The 17391-nt window shown below is 57.8% G+C and carries 20 protein-coding genes; 10 read left to right on the forward strand and 10 right to left on the reverse strand.

What is annotated here, in order from left to right; translation table 11 throughout:
• Positions 1–2: 2 nt before the first annotated feature.
• The 5 genes from METAL_RS11195 to METAL_RS11215 form a co-directional block, all read right to left on the reverse strand.
• Positions 3–971 carry a TauD/TfdA family dioxygenase gene (locus METAL_RS11195; protein WP_245549349.1) on the reverse strand — a complete coding sequence of 323 codons (969 nt, stop codon included), beginning with the start codon at positions 969–971 and terminating at the stop codon, positions 3–5.
• A 175-nt stretch (positions 972–1146) separates the two neighbouring features.
• Positions 1147–1836 carry a thioesterase II family protein gene (locus METAL_RS11200; protein WP_005372397.1) on the reverse strand — a complete coding sequence of 230 codons (690 nt, stop codon included), beginning with the start codon at positions 1834–1836 and terminating at the stop codon, positions 1147–1149.
• Positions 1837–1845: 9 nt separating this feature from the next.
• A complete protein-coding gene (locus tag METAL_RS11205) occupies positions 1846–2058 on the reverse strand; it encodes an MbtH family protein (protein WP_005372399.1) in 213 nt (70 codons plus the stop codon).
• Positions 2059–2239: 181 nt separating this feature from the next.
• The gene (locus tag METAL_RS11210) at positions 2240–3337 is read right to left on the reverse strand and encodes a histone deacetylase family protein (RefSeq protein ID WP_005372402.1); all 1098 of its coding nucleotides are present in this window, start codon (positions 3335–3337) and stop codon (positions 2240–2242) included.
• A gap of 8 nt (positions 3338–3345) precedes the next feature.
• The gene (locus METAL_RS11215; protein ID WP_005372404.1) at positions 3346–4155 is read right to left on the reverse strand and encodes a formyltransferase family protein; all 810 of its coding nucleotides are present in this window, start codon (positions 4153–4155) and stop codon (positions 3346–3348) included.
• Between the two features lie 176 nt (positions 4156–4331).
• On the opposite strand from METAL_RS11215, the gene METAL_RS20810 reads away from it, so the two are divergent.
• Complete coding sequence (locus METAL_RS20810; protein ID WP_169740976.1) at positions 4332–4676, forward strand: hypothetical protein; 345 nt, start codon at positions 4332–4334, stop codon at positions 4674–4676.
• 153 nt (positions 4677–4829) lie between these two features.
• Here METAL_RS20810 and METAL_RS11225 read toward each other — a convergent pair whose 3' ends face one another.
• From METAL_RS11225 to METAL_RS11245, 5 genes are all read right to left on the reverse strand, one after another.
• Positions 4830–5270, reverse strand: a complete 441-nt coding sequence (locus METAL_RS11225; RefSeq protein WP_157203476.1) for a hypothetical protein — start codon at positions 5268–5270, stop codon at positions 4830–4832.
• A gap of 212 nt (positions 5271–5482) precedes the next feature.
• Positions 5483–5929, reverse strand: coding sequence for a plastocyanin/azurin family copper-binding protein (locus METAL_RS11230; RefSeq protein ID WP_005372409.1), 447 nt, complete (start codon positions 5927–5929; stop codon positions 5483–5485).
• Positions 5930–6153: 224 nt separating this feature from the next.
• Positions 6154–7497: a lysine N(6)-hydroxylase/L-ornithine N(5)-oxygenase family protein gene (locus METAL_RS11235; protein ID WP_005372410.1), complete on the reverse strand. Its 1344-nt coding sequence runs from the start codon at positions 7495–7497 to the stop codon at positions 6154–6156.
• Positions 7498–7536: 39 nt separating this feature from the next.
• Positions 7537–9957, reverse strand: a complete 2421-nt coding sequence (locus METAL_RS11240) for a penicillin acylase family protein (protein WP_005372412.1) — start codon at positions 9955–9957, stop codon at positions 7537–7539.
• An 82-nt stretch (positions 9958–10039) separates the two neighbouring features.
• The gene (locus METAL_RS11245) at positions 10040–11038 is read right to left on the reverse strand and encodes a hypothetical protein (RefSeq protein WP_005372414.1); all 999 of its coding nucleotides are present in this window, start codon (positions 11036–11038) and stop codon (positions 10040–10042) included.
• A 449-nt stretch (positions 11039–11487) separates the two neighbouring features.
• On the opposite strand from METAL_RS11245, the gene METAL_RS11250 reads away from it, so the two are divergent.
• The 9 genes from METAL_RS11250 (at position 11488) to METAL_RS11285 (ending at position 17388) form a co-directional block, all read left to right on the forward strand.
• Positions 11488–11730 carry a hypothetical protein gene (locus tag METAL_RS11250; protein ID WP_005372417.1) on the forward strand — a complete coding sequence of 81 codons (243 nt, stop codon included), beginning with the start codon at positions 11488–11490 and terminating at the stop codon, positions 11728–11730.
• Between the two features lie 19 nt (positions 11731–11749).
• Positions 11750–11965 (forward strand): hypothetical protein, encoded by a 216-nt coding sequence (locus METAL_RS11255; RefSeq protein WP_005372419.1) that lies wholly within the window; start codon positions 11750–11752, stop codon positions 11963–11965.
• A 22-nt stretch (positions 11966–11987) separates the two neighbouring features.
• Entirely contained in the window at positions 11988–13649 is a 1662-nt protein-coding gene (locus METAL_RS11260) for a multidrug ABC transporter permease/ATP-binding protein (protein WP_005372420.1), read from the forward strand.
• Positions 13650–13732: 83 nt separating this feature from the next.
• Positions 13733–15067, forward strand: a complete 1335-nt coding sequence (locus METAL_RS11265; RefSeq protein WP_005372421.1) for a carbohydrate porin — start codon at positions 13733–13735, stop codon at positions 15065–15067.
• 73 nt (positions 15068–15140) lie between these two features.
• A complete protein-coding gene (locus METAL_RS11270; RefSeq protein ID WP_051040371.1) occupies positions 15141–15659 on the forward strand; it encodes a c-type cytochrome in 519 nt (172 codons plus the stop codon).
• A 154-nt stretch (positions 15660–15813) separates the two neighbouring features.
• The gene (locus METAL_RS20815; protein WP_213069371.1) at positions 15814–16092 is read left to right on the forward strand and encodes a hypothetical protein; all 279 of its coding nucleotides are present in this window, start codon (positions 15814–15816) and stop codon (positions 16090–16092) included.
• The gene (locus METAL_RS11275) at positions 16079–16420 is read left to right on the forward strand and encodes an HMA2 domain-containing protein (RefSeq protein ID WP_005372424.1); all 342 of its coding nucleotides are present in this window, start codon (positions 16079–16081) and stop codon (positions 16418–16420) included. Before METAL_RS20815 ends, METAL_RS11275 begins: the two co-directional genes overlap by 14 nt.
• Positions 16407–17102 (forward strand): ferritin-like domain-containing protein, encoded by a 696-nt coding sequence (locus tag METAL_RS11280; protein ID WP_005372425.1) that lies wholly within the window; start codon positions 16407–16409, stop codon positions 17100–17102. The genes METAL_RS11275 and METAL_RS11280 overlap by 14 nt, the downstream gene beginning before the upstream one ends.
• 1 nt (position 17103) lies before the next feature.
• The gene (locus METAL_RS11285) at positions 17104–17388 is read left to right on the forward strand and encodes a hypothetical protein (protein WP_005372429.1); all 285 of its coding nucleotides are present in this window, start codon (positions 17104–17106) and stop codon (positions 17386–17388) included.
• The last annotated feature ends 3 nt before the right edge of the window (positions 17389–17391 follow it).

Raw genomic sequence — 17391 nt, forward strand, 5'->3', positions numbered from 1 at the left:
ATTTATGCGGAAAGAGTTTGCGAATAGGGTTCGGCCATCGCCACAACAACCTTGCGCGGACCGCTGAACGGCGAACGGGCGTGGGCGGCCAACATGTTGTCCAACATCATGATGTCGCCGGTTTGCCACGGAAAACTAATAGTCAATTCGTCGAGCACGCCGCGAATTTCATTCAGAATGCCGTCCTCGATCGGGCTGCCGTCGCCGTAGTAGACGTTGCGCGGCAAATCCTCCGGCTCGACCACGTCCAGCAAGGCTTCGCGCACGTCCGGCTCCAGATTGGAAACGTGAAACAGATGCGCCTGATTGAACCAGACCCAGTCGCCGGTCACCGGATGCCGCGCGGTCGCCTGGCAGATTTGCCGAGTACGCAGTTCGCCGTCTTCCTTCCATTCGCAGTCAATATCGTGGGCGCGGCAATAGCGTTCGACGACGGACGGATCTTCCGTGTTGAATACTTGCGCCCACGGCACGTCCAGGCCGTTGCCGAAGTTGCGCACGTACATCAGGCCCTGCGCTTCGAAGCGGCGGCGGATCGCCGGATCGATGCGGCGGTAGATTTCCCGGCTGCCGGCGATCGGCGTTTCGCCGCCGCGCTCGGCCACCAAGGCGCTATAAAACCAGATTTTCATCGGCCATTCGCGGGTATAAGCCTGTTCGTTATGCAACGGAATGGACTGGTGCGGCGGGTATTCGGTCGAGGTGTAAACGCCCTCTTCCACCCGGGTGCGCGGCGTCGAGCCGAACTCGTAACTCAGCAGCGGATGGCCGAAACCCGCGGCGAAGGTTTTGAATTCGGCAGGACCGGCCACCGCAAAACCGCGAAACAACAGGCCGCCGCAGCGCAACAAATGACGTTCGGTCAATGCGCGTAATTCGGCGGCTACTTCCGACAGGGCGACACCGGGCGCGGCCGGCTTGACCAACAGCGGCAAAGCGCCGCCGGCGGTCAGGTTTTCAGTCATCAACATTCGGCTATCGGCATTCATGGGCTGAGGTTCGTTGTCTGTTTAAAAACCGAAATTTCTGGGGTTTGCCCTGAAGAAAAACCTTGATCCACGAAGAGACGTTGAGAGACGAGTATCAAGGTTTCCCCAGGGCAAACTCCGGAAAATCCGCTGGGATGGTCTTGTTTGGATCGGCGGCCTACGCACGTGCCAGGTAGCGGCATAGGGTTGCCAATACCGGTTCCTCGACGCTTTGGATGAAAAAGTGGTCGCCGTCGAAATAATCCAGCGTGAAGTCGCCCGTCGTTTCAAGCCGCCATGCTTCCAGCGTGGCCGGCGTGGTTTCGTCGGCGACTCCGGCCAGCACATGCACCGGCAGTGCCAGCGGCGGACGCTCGTTGCGCCGATAGCGGCCGCACAGGCGAAAATCGGCGCGCAACACCGGCAGCGTCAACGCCATCAATTCATCGCTGCCGAATACCGCGGCGTCGGTACCGTTCAAACGCCGCATTTCCGATTTCAACTCGTCGTCGCTTTCAAGCCGTTCGAAACGCCGGTTGTCGCGCCGGCTCGGCGCGTGGGTGCCGGAAACGATCAACGCGCCGGGCATCGCCAAACCGCGCTCGCGCACGGCGTGGGCGATTTCGAAAGCGACCAGCGCGCCGAAACTATGACCGAACAAGGCATAAGGCCGGCAGATATCGCCGGCGATCTCACCGACCAGGGTTCCGATCAGAGCATCCCAATCCTCGGCCAACGGTTCAAGCAAACGCGCGCCGCGCCCCGGCAATTCGACCGGCTTGATGTCCAGCCAGTACGGGGCCTGGCGCCGCCAGCGCTGGTAAACCATCGCACTGGCCCCGGCATAGGGAAAACAGAGCAAGCGCACGCCTTTCCTCTACTGGGCCTGATCTTCCATGAATTTGCGCAGGCTGAGCGGTCGCATGTCGGTCCACACCTCTTCGATGTAGGCCAAACAGTCCTTCTTCACACCCGACTTGCCGACCGTGCGCCAGCCGCCCGGCACGGCTTTGTAATCCGGCCAGATCGAATATTGCTCTTCGTCGTTGACGACTACTTGAAAAATCGCATCTTCGCTATCGATACTCATCAGTTTTCCTAAATACAAAATTGATCGAAAAAGGCTTTCCGCGATAGCATCATCATCGCGGCCCGCTTGTGCGGAAAATCGAATTCCTTGCCAAACTTTCCCCCACCAAAAGTACGTGACGGCAGGGTAACCCTGATTCGGCATCCATACATACTCCGAATTCTGGATACCTCGCCTGCCGTTACCCAATCCGCCAGTAGCGGGACTGTGCTTCGACCGCCGCATCCAATTCGAAGGCGTGGCGAGGGCTAAGCATGGATTTCGCTCCTCCTGGTCCGCTATGGCCGCTTGGCGCGGACCCAATGGCTTCAGGTATTTCTCTTTCCGTGGCCCCGCCGAGGAGCGCATCGGCTGTGCTGCAGACCGATTCGGTGATTCCTTGACGGTTGTAGCCTCCCTCCAAGAAGAACCCGATACGCGCCGCATGCGGTCCTCCGAGCGCACCGATCAGAAGTCTCGTCAACTCCCCGTAGTCCTCCGATCGCAGACACATCCCCCCAAGTGGATCGCGCTCGTGCGCGTCGTAGCCAGCGCTCACGAAGGTGATGGTCGGCGCGTACTGATCGGCAATGGGGAGCACGAGACGTTGAAACGCCTCGCGGTATGCCGATCTTCCGGCGCCAACCGAGAGAGGGATATTGACGGTGAAACCGCGACCCTCGCCGGCACCCGTTTCATTGGGGAGGCCTGTCTCCGGATACTGCGGGCGCCCTTGATGGATCGATATGAAGAGCACACGTGGGTCGCTCTCGAAGATCTGCTGCGTGCCGTTGCCGTGGTGAACGTCCCAATCGACCACCAGTACCCGGCTGGCTCCCCGTGCGAGGGCGTGATGCGCGGCGATGGCAACGTTATTCAGGATGCAAAAGCCCATCGCCTGATCAGTGCAGGCGTGGTGCCCCGGAGGGCGCCAGAGTCCCACGGCCTGATCGCAGGCGTCGTCCAGCAAGGCGTCCGTGATCGCGAGCCCAGCCCCGCTCGCCGCGAGCGCTACGTCGAGCGAGCCCGGCGTGTAGTACGTATCCGGGTCGAGCCAACCGCTCGACGTACGCGTCGCGAGCAGCATTTCGATGTACGCGGGGGAATGTGCCCGCGCGATTTCCTCAAGCGTCGCGCGCCGCGCGGGAAGCTGCCTAGCGACGGCTGCGGCCCTGGAACGCTGAAAACCCTCCACCGCGGCCGCGAGCCGGTACGGAATCTCATCGTGCTCGCGAGGGGGATGATGAACCCCGGCGTCGCCCCCCGTCGCGAACGCGATGCGCGGCTCTGTCGTCGTCATGCTCACCCTCAGTCCCGTTTACCGGGCGGAGAGGGGACGAAACCGCACGGGACAGGCTTCAGCTGCAACTCCACCTGAAAGCTTTCGCCATCGATGTCGACGATGCACCCGGACCTCCCGGGCACGGTGCAGACGCGCAAGCGATCGATCAGATCGCGGGTGCGCAGGCGCTCGTCCGGATCGAGACGGAGAAGTTCCGACATCTCGTTGAGCTTGTGCCGCGTGCCGGGGTGACGTTGGGGGTGGCTGCGATAGGTACCGTCGACAATGCTCGGCCAAGTGGCTCGAAAGAGCTGAATCGCCGCGTCCTCGTGCTTGCGGTAGAGGGTATCGCCCGTGTCCTCGGGCGTCACTTCGACGAGGGCCTGAGCATACAGATCGCCCGCGTCGGCGGCCGAGTTCATGCGATGCACGCTGACTCCGGCCGGCGTTCCGTCGAGCACCGACCAGACGTAGTAAAAGAAGCCCTTGTTGTACGGCAGGTAACCGGGATGAACGTTGATCGTGTCGATCTTAGGGAGGCTCAAGAAGCGCTCGTCGAGCACGTAGTCGAAGTAAAAACACGAGACGTAGTCGGGCTCGAGCGGCCGAATGATCTCGTCGAAGTGCTCGCGGGCGCGTTGGAATTCGAAGGCCGGTACGCCCGCGGCTTCGCACGCCGCAAGAATCTCGTCACCAAAGAGCGCGGTCGCTCGCGGGTGCACCACGGCACCGCACACTTTGGTTTCCGGATCATTCAACAGGAACTTCAGACACTCGTAGCCGACACGGTTGTCCAGACACATCAATATGCTGCGGGACGGATTCAATTGTTTCATCGTTGGGTATCCCGGGTAGATACATAGCCCTCGAGCGCGACGCGGGTGATGTGGCTTCCGTTCGGAAGCGTCTGATTTAATACAATTAGGTTCATGCTACGGCAAACTCCAAAACAATCTAAAAATATTATAAATAGTAATAAGAATCATTCTTATTTTATATTTTATAGAAAACGATGCTCTTTGGCAAAAAATATTATCGGCCCGCTTTGGTTAAGCTCAAGGGCCCGGTTTCAAGCGAGCCGGTAAAAATCCTTAATGCGCAAATCCCAAGCTCACCGTTGCACCGTCGGCTTCAGATATTTACCGATTATCCTGGCTATTTCCGCGCACGTCCCGTCGCTATCGCCATGATGCGCCATGTAAATTTCGGCGCCGTCAAACAAGGACATGAACAGCGGCGTGTCGTCGACTTCCTGCACCAGAACCAGCGGCTGGCTATCGGCTATGATCCGTTTCCATTCCTTGCGAACCATTTCCCAATAGGCGCCGGTCTTAGAGCATTTTCATGCCGCGTGTAGGAAGGCCCTCACCTTCTGAAGGGTACCCTGCCGTTAAGTCCAGCCAGTCCCGTAGGGTACGCGCTCGACTGCAGGGATGCAGGAGTTAGGGCAACGCATGGAGCAGTTGCCGAGTGCGTACCTTTCGACATTAGATGGTACGCACAGCGTACCCTACGGGTGCAGTCGTCTGGTAGTCCCCGATCGGGACAGGCTCTGCCGGAATGACGTGTTTTCCTTACGAAGGCCATATACCCCAAGTGAAAATGCTCTAGTCCAGTAATCATCACCGGCGCTAAAATCAAAACGCTTGATGCGTTCATAGCGGTTCAGCCCCTGTTCTTTTGCCAGATAACGGCGGGAGAAATTCTCCTGCCCGTCCCGGACAAGATGGACTTTGCGATTTTCTTCCTCTTGCACCCAGCCCGTCGGCAAGACGGTGTGGCTGTTATAGCCTTCCATTTGATATTGCCAATCCTGGCGCCAGTGTTTCAGCGCCATCGGTTGTGCCGGTTTGCCGTCGTCTTCCTTAAACATCATGACCATGATGTGCTGCAAGCTGATGAAATCGCCCCGGTCTTCCACCATGCGCTTACGGTTGGCAAGCGTCGGCAAGCCAAGATGGGGAGTCTGTTGGAGATCATAATGATCTGTTCCTCCCTCATCACGGAAGCGCCGGTCAAGTTGCGCCAGAATCCCGAGGAATGTAAGGCAGGGCGCCGGATCGTGCCATCGGCGACCCCTGCCTGCTTGACCTAATCTCTTTCTCCGAAGCTAATGCCGGTCTTTCGCGCGTGCTCCGACATTATCCCGGTCCCAATCCCGGATTATTTCGCTAAAGTTTCCTTGAATTTTTTCAACAATCCCTTGGCAGGCTTAGCGTCGGCCTCGGTCTCGGCAATGCTGAAATATTTGTCAAGCGTCGACGACAAATCGGCGGGATTGCCTACCAGCATGACGGCGCCCATCCGCGCACCCCAGTGAGGCGGGCATTTGAAGACATACAAGCCTTCTTTCTTGACTTCATAGTTATAGTCCGCGCCCATTTGGGAATGCATCGGTTCCGCGCCTTCCGGCCACAGGTTGGCCACCGGATCGACAAAATGCCCGGTCATTTCCTTAAAAGCGATGATGTCGCCCACTTGCGCTTTAATCACGCTGGGCGCAAAGCTGATCCCCTGCCCTTTGACCACGATCGTTTCGGCCCGGCAGGCAAACGCCGCCATCATCAATACGTTGGCGGCCAAGAATAATATTTTATTTTTCGACATCATTTTTCCTCTTCCTCAATATTTAAAATTACAGCATCCCTGAAATTAACCGGCCGGCACGGCGCGAACGCCTTGCCGACCCCAATGCTTGGCGAACCGAAAGGCCGCCAAATATTAGCCGGCATCCTTGCCAGCTAAAACCGGGAAACCGGTTTTTCTAGTACGCGCTCGGCCCACACCGGGCGCGCCCTAAAGAACTGGCGCAGAAATTCGGCCCGACCGATGCTTCAAACTCGCCCCACCCGCAATAAGGTAGCCGTATCCTGGTTTTCCGATCCGGTCTGAGTCTTGGCCGGGTAATCTTCGCCCCATTGCAGCGGCGATGGGCAGGGGTCGACATCGTAAATCGCCTCCTCCATCAGGCTATTGATGATGATCGCCGAGCGCCAGGCGGCCAGGCTAAGCTGGGCATCGGCCACGCCGTGGCTGTTCCGGCCCGCGTTCTGCATATAGATGCGGTGCTCGGCGGGACCGTCCCAAGGCACGCGGTAATCCTCGGTCAAACGGGGAAGACCGTCAGCGTCCAGATCGAGCCGGCCGCGCAGCGGCATCAAGCATTCGGGAAGCTGGTAACGGTAACCGGTCGCCAGGATGATTTTGTCGACCACCACGCTTTCGTCGGTATGGTTGAAACCGTTGCGCATGTACAAATGGAACGCATTTTTACCGCCGCTCATCAGATGCACCTCACGATTCGGCAGGATCGCGTAAGGCGTGGTGTCGCAGTCGAGAAAATCGCTGTCGTAAAGATACTGCGACAAGGCTTGCAAGGTAGCCGGCGAAACTCCGTCGCCGGTCAATTTATGGGAACTGACGATCGGCGGTTTTCTGGCTTCCGGCAAGCGGTGGAAATTGCGCACATAATGGGGCGTAAAGTATTCGTTGATAAAGGCGGTTTCATCGAGCGGATCCAGATTCTGCCGTCTGCTGAGCCAGACGATTTTTTCGGCCCGGCCCCGGTTTCCGGCCATTAAATCCAGAAAGATTTCCGCTCCGCTCTGGCCTCCGCCGATGATCGCGACGCGCTTCCCGGCCACCGAAAACTCCGACCCGACATAATGGTGGCTATGCAGGCAGTTATCGCCGACATAACGCTCGACCCAGGCGGGAATATTCAGTTTCATCCCGGTGGCGACAACCAGGTGACGGCTATGCACATTAGCCCCCCCATCGCCCCGCAAACCGAAACCGTGCGTATCGAATGCCACCGAATCGACCGCCGTGCCGAAACTGAGGCTCGGCAACTGTTCTGCGGCCCAACGCAGATAGTCGGCAAACTCGATCCGCCGCACTCGTGGATATTCGGCATTGATAAAACGGTAAAAGCGGCCTTTTTTTACCAAATAGGACAAAAAACCATAGGAGTTGCTCGGATCGATCGGAGTCACCAGGTCCTTCAAATAGGAAGTCTGCATCTGCGTACCTGGCAGCATCATCCCAGGATGCCAATTGAAGCTGTTCCGACGCTCGAAGAAACGCGCCCGGCAGTGCGGCACCTTCGACAGCAACGCGGCCAGGCTGAGATTAAAAGGCCCGATGCCGATGCCGGCCAGGTCAAGACGATCGTTCATGACTGTTTCCTGTGATTAAATTAATAAAAGATGGCGCGCTCATTCGGGTAGCCAATGTTGATGCGCCACCGCGTTGCGTTCGATGGTGTCACGCCCGGTCGTCAACGGCAGATAACCGCCTTCCGCCCACGCCGAAGTCATGTCGCGGTAGTGGGGCGACCAAGGCCGGCCGGATTGGCCGGTACCCAGGATAAAGACCGAGTTGTCCGGCTCGGCTAAATCGTAAATCGCTCGAAATGCCGGCCCGGACTCTCCCAGGTAACGGCCCGTTTGCTCGTCGTAACGGTAGCCGCTGACGTTGACGGTATCCATGCCGCCGGCGCTTTCGGCTTCGACATTGAAAAACCGCCCCAATCCGGGCAGCCTGCCGAGCGGCTGATTGGCAAACACGCTGACATGCGCCCTGCCCCAGCGCCATTGCGCCGGCTCGTCGCCGTAATGCTGGCGCAGTTCGGCGACGGCGTCCTGTAAAGCCTGGCGGATTTCGCCGGCGCAAGGCGTCGGCGCCGCAGCACCGCTCCGGCACCAGCGCCCGGCGCTGCCGTCGCGGTTATTGAGCACGCGGGCGAGAAACGCCGGGTTGTAATCGCCGACCAGCTCGTAAAATTGGCCCAATTTGTCTTGCAGCAGAATGCCGTTCAAATGGCGCAGCCAAGCGGCGAATATCAAAGGCTGCGCGGCATCCGCCGCCATCCGGTAGTCCCAATCGCGCATACTGCGCAATACTTGCCGGCTCGATTCATCCTCAACATCCACGTTCAACAGTAACGGCATCAGTTCGGCGGCGACCGGGTTAAACACATCGTTCTGCAAGGTCGCAAATGAGCGGACATCGTGACGCGCCCGTCGATCGAGCAAGTTCGAAATGCGCTCGGCCCGATACGGCAACGCCCAGCCCGAGGTAATGAAATGAGGATAATCCTCGGGGGTGATTTTTTGGTTGGCGGTGACGATTTTGCCGCCGCTGCCGCCGCTTTGTTGCGGTAGTTGTTCGAAGGGAATCATCCCCTGCCAGTCGTATTGAGCCAGCCAGCCCGGCGCAGGCAACGCGCCGCGGAGTTCATTGCCTTGGGCACGCAGAGGCACTCTGCCGGCGGCGATAAAACCGATGCGTCCTTCGGCATCCGCATAGACGATGTTCTGCTGCGGGGAGTGAAAATCGCGCGCCACCGCTTTCAGTTGCTCCGCGTTTTGCGCGCGGCCGGCGTTCAGCATGAAACGGACGGTCATGTCGTCGGCGCGCAAGCCGACCCAGCTCAGCGCCAGCACCGTGCCCGGCGGCGTCGCCAGCCGGGCGTCGGCGTCGGCTGCGGAAATGAGCGGTCCGTGCCGGCTGGCCCGGACAGTCAAGCGTTCATCCGGCGCACCCTTGACGCGCAAGGTTTCGGTAAATTCGGTAAACGCCGCCTCGCCGGCCGGCGTCCGATAATGCGCAGGATTGCCGGGCACCAGGCGCTCGACGAATACATCCTGGCTATCGGGGTTGGTATTGGTAAACGCCCAGGCGACTTGTTCGTTACGGCCCAATAAAATGCCGGGCACGCCGGGTAAACCGGCACCGATCACGTTCAAACCCGGCGCATGCAAATGGGCAAAGTACCAGGTCGACGGCGCGGTCAACGGCAGATGCGGATCGTTGGCCAGCAGCGGTTTACCGCTGACGCTGCGGCTGCCGTCAACCGCCCAGTTATTGGAACCGACGCTTTTGTCGGCTTCGTCCCGATGCTGCGCCAGCAAGCGGTCTGCCTGCGCAGCGACCGGCGCATACCATTTCGAAACATCAGGCAAGGTTTGCGGCGCATCGCCGGGATACGGCGGAAACAGGTCGGCCAATTGCACAGCCGGCAACCGACTTTGCAGGCGCAGATTGAGCAGTTCCTCCCACCAGTTGCCGGACAGGCGCCAGGCCATGATTTTCAACCAGGTCAGAGAATCCACCGGCCGCCAGGGCTCCGGCCGCGGCGCGCCGGTCAGGTAAAATTCGATAGGCAGCCAGCGGCTCCGCGCGATGCCGGCGTTGACGCCCTTGGCGTAGGCCTGCAAGCTGGCTTGAGTGGCGGGATCGAGCCGCGCCCAGTTGGCCTCGGCGGCGCGGCGCAATCCCAAGGTGCGCATGAAACGGTCCTGCTCCAGGGCATCGGCACCGAACAGTTCCGCCAGCCGGCCGGATCCGGCGCGACGGCTCAACTCCATTTGCCATAATCTTTCCCGAGCATGCAGATAACCCAAAGCGAAATAGGCATCGTCGGCGCTTTGCGCATACACGTGCGGCACATCAAAGCGGTCCCGGTAAACCTCGACGGGTTGAATCAGCCCGGCCAACTCAAGCGTTTCATCGCGCACACCGCTCGACTTCAGCCATAGACCCGATAGAATGGCGAGCATGCCGGCCAGCCACCAGAAGATCGGCCGATTTTTAATCGAACTGACGGGCTTGCCGAGCGATTCAACTGATTTCATTGGGATGGAATATTGGGTGACAGCATCCGGTTGAACGGGCGCGGCAAACCCGGGCTTGCCACGCACCGCGGATTGCGGATGTTTATTTTTTAGCCGTAATTTCCAGACTCCAGCCGCCTTTGATTTCGCCGTCGAACCAGTAGAAATCGTCGACGACGACCAAGCGCCATTGTCCGGTCGGCGACATGCCGTTCAGACTGCTCAAAGTCGGGCCATTCAGCACTTTTTTGTGGGTGGTGGGATCATCGGCGACCACGGTTCTCAAAACGGTGCCTGGCGTCAATGACACCGAATTGGTCGCCGTGTTGAATGCGGTCGTGGTGTCTAAAATCTCAGTAGAGAAATTAGGAAAATGATCGCTATCAGGATTATTGTCGTAATCGGTCGGCTTAAAAGTTCTCAAAGACGTGTCAGTCCAGACGCCGACCCATTCGTTGTATATGATGTTATACAGGGGATTCGGGGTTCCATCACGATTCGTTTCTCTACCGCTCAAACGACCGTTATCCAATACCGAACGCGGCAGCGGCAATGTGGCGGAGTCGTCGAACTTCCAGTTCAAACCCGCTGCCGTGACACCCAAGACCCCGCCGTCCTCCGTCGCGCCGGCCGCACTGACGTTGGAGGCCAGCATGACCCAGCGGCCATCGGGAGCCACCAGCAGCATGTCCACATCATTCAAATAAGCGTGATGAATGTCTTTAATCACGACATTGATATCGGTGATCTTAGCGCCTTTCGGAAAAGCCGATTCCGGGACTTCGATAATCGACGCATAAGGCGTCGCAGGGGTCACCTGCACTGCCGGCGCATCATCGGCACTGTACTTATCCAGTAACGCCGCACATTCCGGTTCGTCGGGATCGGCGCATTCATCATTGATCTTAATTGGCGTCGGATTGCTGAAAGTTCTCGAGCCCTTTTTCAATTTGGACATGTTGCCCCATTCGAACTCTTGCTCTTTTTTTATTACTTTGCCAGCCACGGCCAAATCCGTTTGCGCCAGCGACAGCGCCGCAATAACGGCTACCAAGGATTTAACCAAAGTAAAACCAGGGTGTTTTGAAGTTTTCTTATTCATTGAATTACCTTAATTCAGATTGATGGCTCATAGATAGTCCTATTCAGAGGGCGTCTGGCCCAAAAGCGATAACTAACGCAATTCTAAATGAGAACGATTCTTATTTTGCTGTCAATCCTGATTTTTGTCAACCTTTTTTATTTACAGATGTTTAGGTGAACTCCAAAAGTCTGTTCAATAAAAACCGTCTTTTCTTTGCCCAAGCGTTTCATAACCGCGAAAACTCGATTCGTCGAACGATCTCGTCTCTCTTTTTCCGAAAGCGTTTTCATTATGAAGGACATGAATGCGGAGAGTGCCGGAATGGCGTGTTTGCCTGAAAGAGCTGTGTATCCGAAACGAAAATGCTCTAACAACAAGAGCATCTATCCACAGAAAAATAATAAATTTGTTGCAAATAGATATTGAGAATGATTATCATTTGTATAAACGAATAACCGGAGCTCACCATGAAATTCTTTCCCTCTTTGTTTAGCACGCCGGCAACCGTAAGACTGGAAATCGAACCGAACTTTCTAGCCTCTTTGTTAGCGAGCGGACATATCCACGTCGCCGACTTCCGCTGCCTGGATCTGAATTCGAAGCAGATCGTCTGGAAGATGTTGCTGTCGCTTGCCAAATCGAAGCTGGCCACGGCGAGGCATGGCTCGAAAGCCGTCAGTACGCTATCCGAATCGACTTATCCATCCTAACTGTCCGGAGAATTTGACCATGTCTAACAAGCCCTGCAGCCATGAAGACCTCGCCAGCAACGCCGCCGGAAAAATATTGATGTGCCATGAGTGCGGTGTCGTCCACCTGCTCTTGCCCAATCTGTCGTTGCGCCTGAACCTCGAACAATTCGCCGAATTCTCGGCATTGGCCGCAGAAGCGGCCAGAAAAATAGGCAAGCCAACGATCCTTCCGGCCGCCAACGCCCGACATTGACTATCGCGCACAAAATCGTCCCATGACCTTGCTCCGCTTACTGTTCAACCGCTTCCGCTGGGCGCTGCTATCGGTGCTCGCTCTGAGTATCGCCAGTGCCGGGTTATCGGTAGGGGTGATCGCTTTCACCAACGAGCGCATGCTGCATCCGCAGAACGAATTGAGCTCTACCCTGATGCTGTTCGGCGGGTTGCTGGCGGCCGTATTCGTAATCGGCACCGCCTCGCAGATTTGCATGACCACGCTCGGCCACCGCCTGGTTTACCAATTGCGCCGTACGCTGGTGAAACGCATCCTCGATACCGATCTGGAGCGGCTGGAACGGCTCGGCCCGCCGCGCCTGCTGGCCAGTCTGAACAGCGATACCAGCCACCTGACTTCCGCATTTATCAGTCTGCCGTCGGCGGTTTACGGGCTGGTCCTGAACCTGGGCGGCTTCGCCTATCTCGCCTGGCTGTCGCAGCCGCTGTTCGTCGCCACCGCCGGCTGGATGCTGCTGACCGTGATGGTCGGCTGGCTGCTGATGCGGCAAACCCACGCCCGCATCGATGCCGCCCGCACTATCGAGGATTCACTCTACGAGGACTACCAGGCCGCCTTGCTGGGCCGCAAGGAATTGGCGCTGAACCGTCAACGTGCGGAACGGTTCTATCGGGACGAATTCGAACCGCATGCCGCCGCCAGCCGCGACCGCGAGACCGCCGCCGATATCTTCAACGGCTTTAACGAAAATTGGGCCAACATGATGATTCTGGGGTCGATCGGCCTGGTGTTTTTCCTGGCGCACGGCGCCGGCTGGGCAGACCACGCGGTAGCGACGACCTACTCGCTGACGATCCTGTTTCTGCGCACGTCGCTGACCGGGCTGATTGCCGCGATTCCCAGCCTGATCGGCGGCAGCGTGGCGCTGGATAAGCTCAACAGCCTGCAATTGCCGGAATACCGCCCCGACTTTTCCGACCTGCCCCGAAATTTGACGTCGAACTGGCAAGCCCTGACTTTCCAGGGCGTGCGCTACCGCTATCCGGAAACAGAAGGCAGCAACCGTTTCGAGGTCGGCCCGCTCGACTTGACGCTGAAGGCAGGCGAAATCGTGTTCCTGATCGGCGGCAACGGCAGCGGCAAAACCACCTTTACCCGCCTGTTGACCGGCTTGTACCCTGCCCAGGCCGGAACCATTCTGTGGAACGGCTCCGCCTTGACCGAGCCGGATCGTCCGGCCTATCGCCGGCTGTTTTCCACGGTGTTTTCCGACTTCCATTTGTTTCACCGCCTGCTCGGGCCGGACGGAAGCGATCCCGCCCCGGAAGAGATCGCTTATTGGCTGGAACGCCTGGAGCTGACTCACAAGGTCAAGGTCGGAGACGGCCGGCTGCAGGATAGCCGCCTGTCGCAAGGCCAGCGCAAGCGCCTGGCGCTATTGGCAGCGATCCTGGAAGACCGGCCGGTCATGGTGCTGGACGAATGGGCCGCCGACCAGGATCCCGGCTATCGCCGCCGCTTTTACACCGAGTTGCTGCCGCTACTGAAAGCGCAGGGCAAAACCGTGCTCGCCGTCACTCACGACGAGCACTATTTCGATGTCGCCGATCGGGTCGTAAAAATGGACGAAGGGCGTTTACTGGAAATCGACTCACATCGCTTGCGAACTGAATCCACCTGCGTCTCGCAACTTGTTCAGTGATTTGATGGCTTTAAAAAAAAGCCGGACCGGCTCGTTCAGCAAGGACGGCCGAAGCCATGACTTTCCAGGGTGCAGGATCGACGATGAATCGAAAACAAAAGATTTCAAGTTGGAACAATAAGATATTGATCGCTATCATGTGGATCGCTTATCTTCCTGCCGGCACTGAAGGAACGGTACTGGCTTCCCCTACCGAGCCCGGCGAAAGCGAACCCAAAGCAAAGGAAACTTCGGAACAACCGGAATCTTTTGAAAGTGAAAGCGCCTTGACAGGTGATTGGGGCGGTGTGCGATCGACTTTACTCGAAAACGGGATCAACATCGGCATTGCCAATACCGGCGACTTATTGGCCAACTCTCGAGGCGTAAGCGCCGATGTCCGCTATGCGAACCTGCTGGAGGCATCGCTTACGGCGGACATGGACAAGTTAGCGGGTTTGACCGGCGGTTCCCTGTATATCATGGCGATCGGCACCCACGGAAGAGACCCGGGCGAGGCGACCGGCAGCATCGCCGCTCCGAGCAACCTGGCGGCCAACGATACCTTCAAACTCTTCGAAGCCTGGTACGAACAAACGTTCTTTAACGACCGGATCGGCATTCTGGCGGGACTCTACGCCGTCGATTCCGAGTTCGATGCGAAGGGAACCGCCGATGTTTTTCTCAACGGGGCGTTCGGCACGGGCCTGGACCTGTCCGAAACCGGGCTGAATGGTCCGTCGATCTTTCCGGTAACTTCGCTCGGCGTCAGAGTCCGCGCCAATATTACCGAGGAAATCACCCTGCGGGCGACGGTTCTGGACGGCGCTCCGGGCGATCCCGACCATCCCCGCGGCACACGGATCGGATTAAAGAAAGGAGACGGTCTGCTGATCATGAGCGAACTCGATTATCAGCCTCATGCATTCGACTTCCTGCGCTTCGGCGTGGGCTCGTGGTTGTATACTGCCGATTTCGACGACCTGGCCGATACCCGGCCGAACGGCGATCCTGTGCGCCGAGAGGGCTCTTACGGGATCTATGGCTTTGTCGAAGGCGTGATCTTTAATGAACCGGATACGGTCGATCAGGGACTCAGCGGTTTCTTACGCATCGGCAGCGCCGACGAAGACGTTAACCAGATCGGAACTTTCTATGGCGCAGGCTTAGTCTATACCGGCCTGTTCCCAAGCCGGGACGATGACGTGCTCGGACTGGGCGTAACGGTGGGAATCAACGGCGACAAGTACGAGCGTGCGCTGAAAAGCGCCGGCGGCTCCGTCAAGGATGCCGAAATAGCCCTGGAACTGACCTATCGGGCGCAGATAACGCCATGGCTCAGCCTTCAGCCGGTTCTCCAGTATTACATTAATCCGGGTACCGATCCCGCATTAAACGACAACATCGTAGGCGGGTTTCGGTATGGCGTCACTTTCTGAGGAAGTCTGGGTGCCCTGTATGATAAACATAACTTCGACAAGATTCCGGCCGTATTGGGCCTTGACAGCGTTGATGCTGATCGCCGGCTGCACGAGGACGATGATGGAGGAGGAATCGGCACATTCTTCTTCCGGCACAGCGGAGAATCATCCGAACCTTTGGAGATGCCCGCCAACGCGTGAAACGCCCCAGGCGCCCCAGTCCTATTACCTGAAACCAAACCCTTTGGCACGGACGCCCGGCAATATCGAAAAAGGAAAGCGGCTGTATGAAAGTGACGCCGTGCCTGTCTCGTGCGCGAACTGCCACGGGCTGTACGGCGACGGCCAGGGGCCGATCGGCAAACATTTGCAGCCGCCGCCGACGGACTTCACCTGCAAAGCCCTCATGGAGTCTTTGCCCGACGGCCAGTTATTCTGGATCGTTGAAAATGGCTCGGGGCTTTATGAATTGACCCCCGGCCACAGCCGGGAAACGCTCAAACGGCCCGAGCGACGGCCGCGCTACACCGCCATGCGCGGCCACAAGAATGAGTTGACCGAGAAGCAAATCTGGCAGTTGGTATTGTATATCAGGACATTCTCGAAATAATCGCCGCCCGAATGAAGGATTGGATTTTCCAGAAACGGTTCTGTCAAATGTGCGTACCCGCGAAGGTTCGGGCAGCGAGCGGCCGCGCCGACTTTTTCGACCGTCGGTTCGATAGCGAACGCATGCGCAAGATTATTCTTGCGGCGAGACAGTAATGAAGGATACAGGCAAATCTTTAGCAAAACCTTGGGTTGCCAATGCCTATCGGCGGGCATATACTCAAGCCGTCACCCCCGAACAAGGTTACCCATGCCGCAAGACAACAGATGTTGGCGATTTAAATCGTACGGACACCGATGCCTCACTTTCGAAAACACAAGCAGGATGCCGTAGTTTAAGCCGCCTGCCGGAGTTCGTAAAACACTTATACCGCTGGCAAGCCGCCGCCAGCCAACCGATTTTTTCCAGGAAGCGAATTTATGCCTACCTTTGAACAACTGCGCGGCTATCTCGACCGGGTCAATATCGCCCACCATATCCGGGGCCGTATCCGACTGCGCCTTCAGGCTTATCCCAAGGAACTGCCGCTACCCGATCCGGACGATACCGGACAATTCCAAGCCCTGATCGAACAAACGCCCGGCGTGCGCTCGGTACGCATCAATCCGTTGGCGCGTTCCTGCCTGATCGAATACGACCCCCAGGTAATCCCCGACCAAGCCTGGAAAGATTTCATTGCCGGCGATTCATCGGCCGCTGCGCTGATCCTGGAACACATCCTGCGCGACACTTATCAGGAGATCATTCATGCCCAATTATGACGAAGCGATCCTGCGTTCCCGCAGGCTAAACCCCAACGCACCGTTTCCGCTGCTGCATCAGGCGGTACGTATCGCGCTGTACGACGAGTATGCGGCGCGCGCATTCTATGGCCGGGTGGTCGAAGCCTTCGGCCCGCGGCCGCCGTTCGCCAACATCGTGCGCGCCGAACAACGCCATGTTGAGGCGCTCTCCCGGCAATGCGAACGTTTAGGCATTCCCCGCCCGTTGGATCCGTTTCCGCAGGAAACCGAAATCGAACCGACCTGGCGGGCCAACTGCGAGCGCGCCGTGGTCGGTGAAATCGCCAATATTCGACTTTATCACGATTTGTTGCCGCATGTCGGCGATCCGCACGTCATCAGCGTCATGCAAAGCTTGCAGGCCGCTTCGCTGAACGACCATCTGCCGGCTTTTCAAGAAGCCGTCGCCGATGCCCTGGCACAGGAACACTACCATGCCGCTCAAGGCATTCCGCCGCAACAGGCCTACGAACATCACGGCCCGTTGGCCGATCTCCTGGAAAAACTCCTCGTCCAGCTTAGTCCGCACGCGGGCTCCTTCGGCTTGTTCAGCCCGCTGCTTCGCCGTACGACCCCCGCCATGCTGGCCGGTATCGCCCTGGGCGGCGCCGGCGTTTATTTGTACCGCAACCGCTTAAGTCGTAGAAACCAGGAGAATTGATATGTTCCATTTAATCCGTTTTGCAGCCGGCGTAGTCACAGGGATTGTCGCCATTAAACTGATTCAAAGTAAATCGACTCAGGACACGCTCAAAAAAGCCGGCAAATCCACCCAGGCAACTTTGGAAAAAGCTCAGGACAAACTGCGCGACGCAACCGTCAACAGTCTTGAAGCCATCGAAAGCGCATCGGTCAAAGCCCGCGCCAAATTAACCAGCGAAGAAAAAGCGGCGACGAAAAAGATTTCCTCGCGCAAACACGAAAAAATCGAACCCGACCAGGAGTAAACT

Source organism: Methylomicrobium album BG8 (genome assembly GCF_000214275.2).
GTDB classification, from domain to species: Bacteria; Pseudomonadota; Gammaproteobacteria; order Methylococcales; family Methylomonadaceae; genus Methylomicrobium; species Methylomicrobium agile.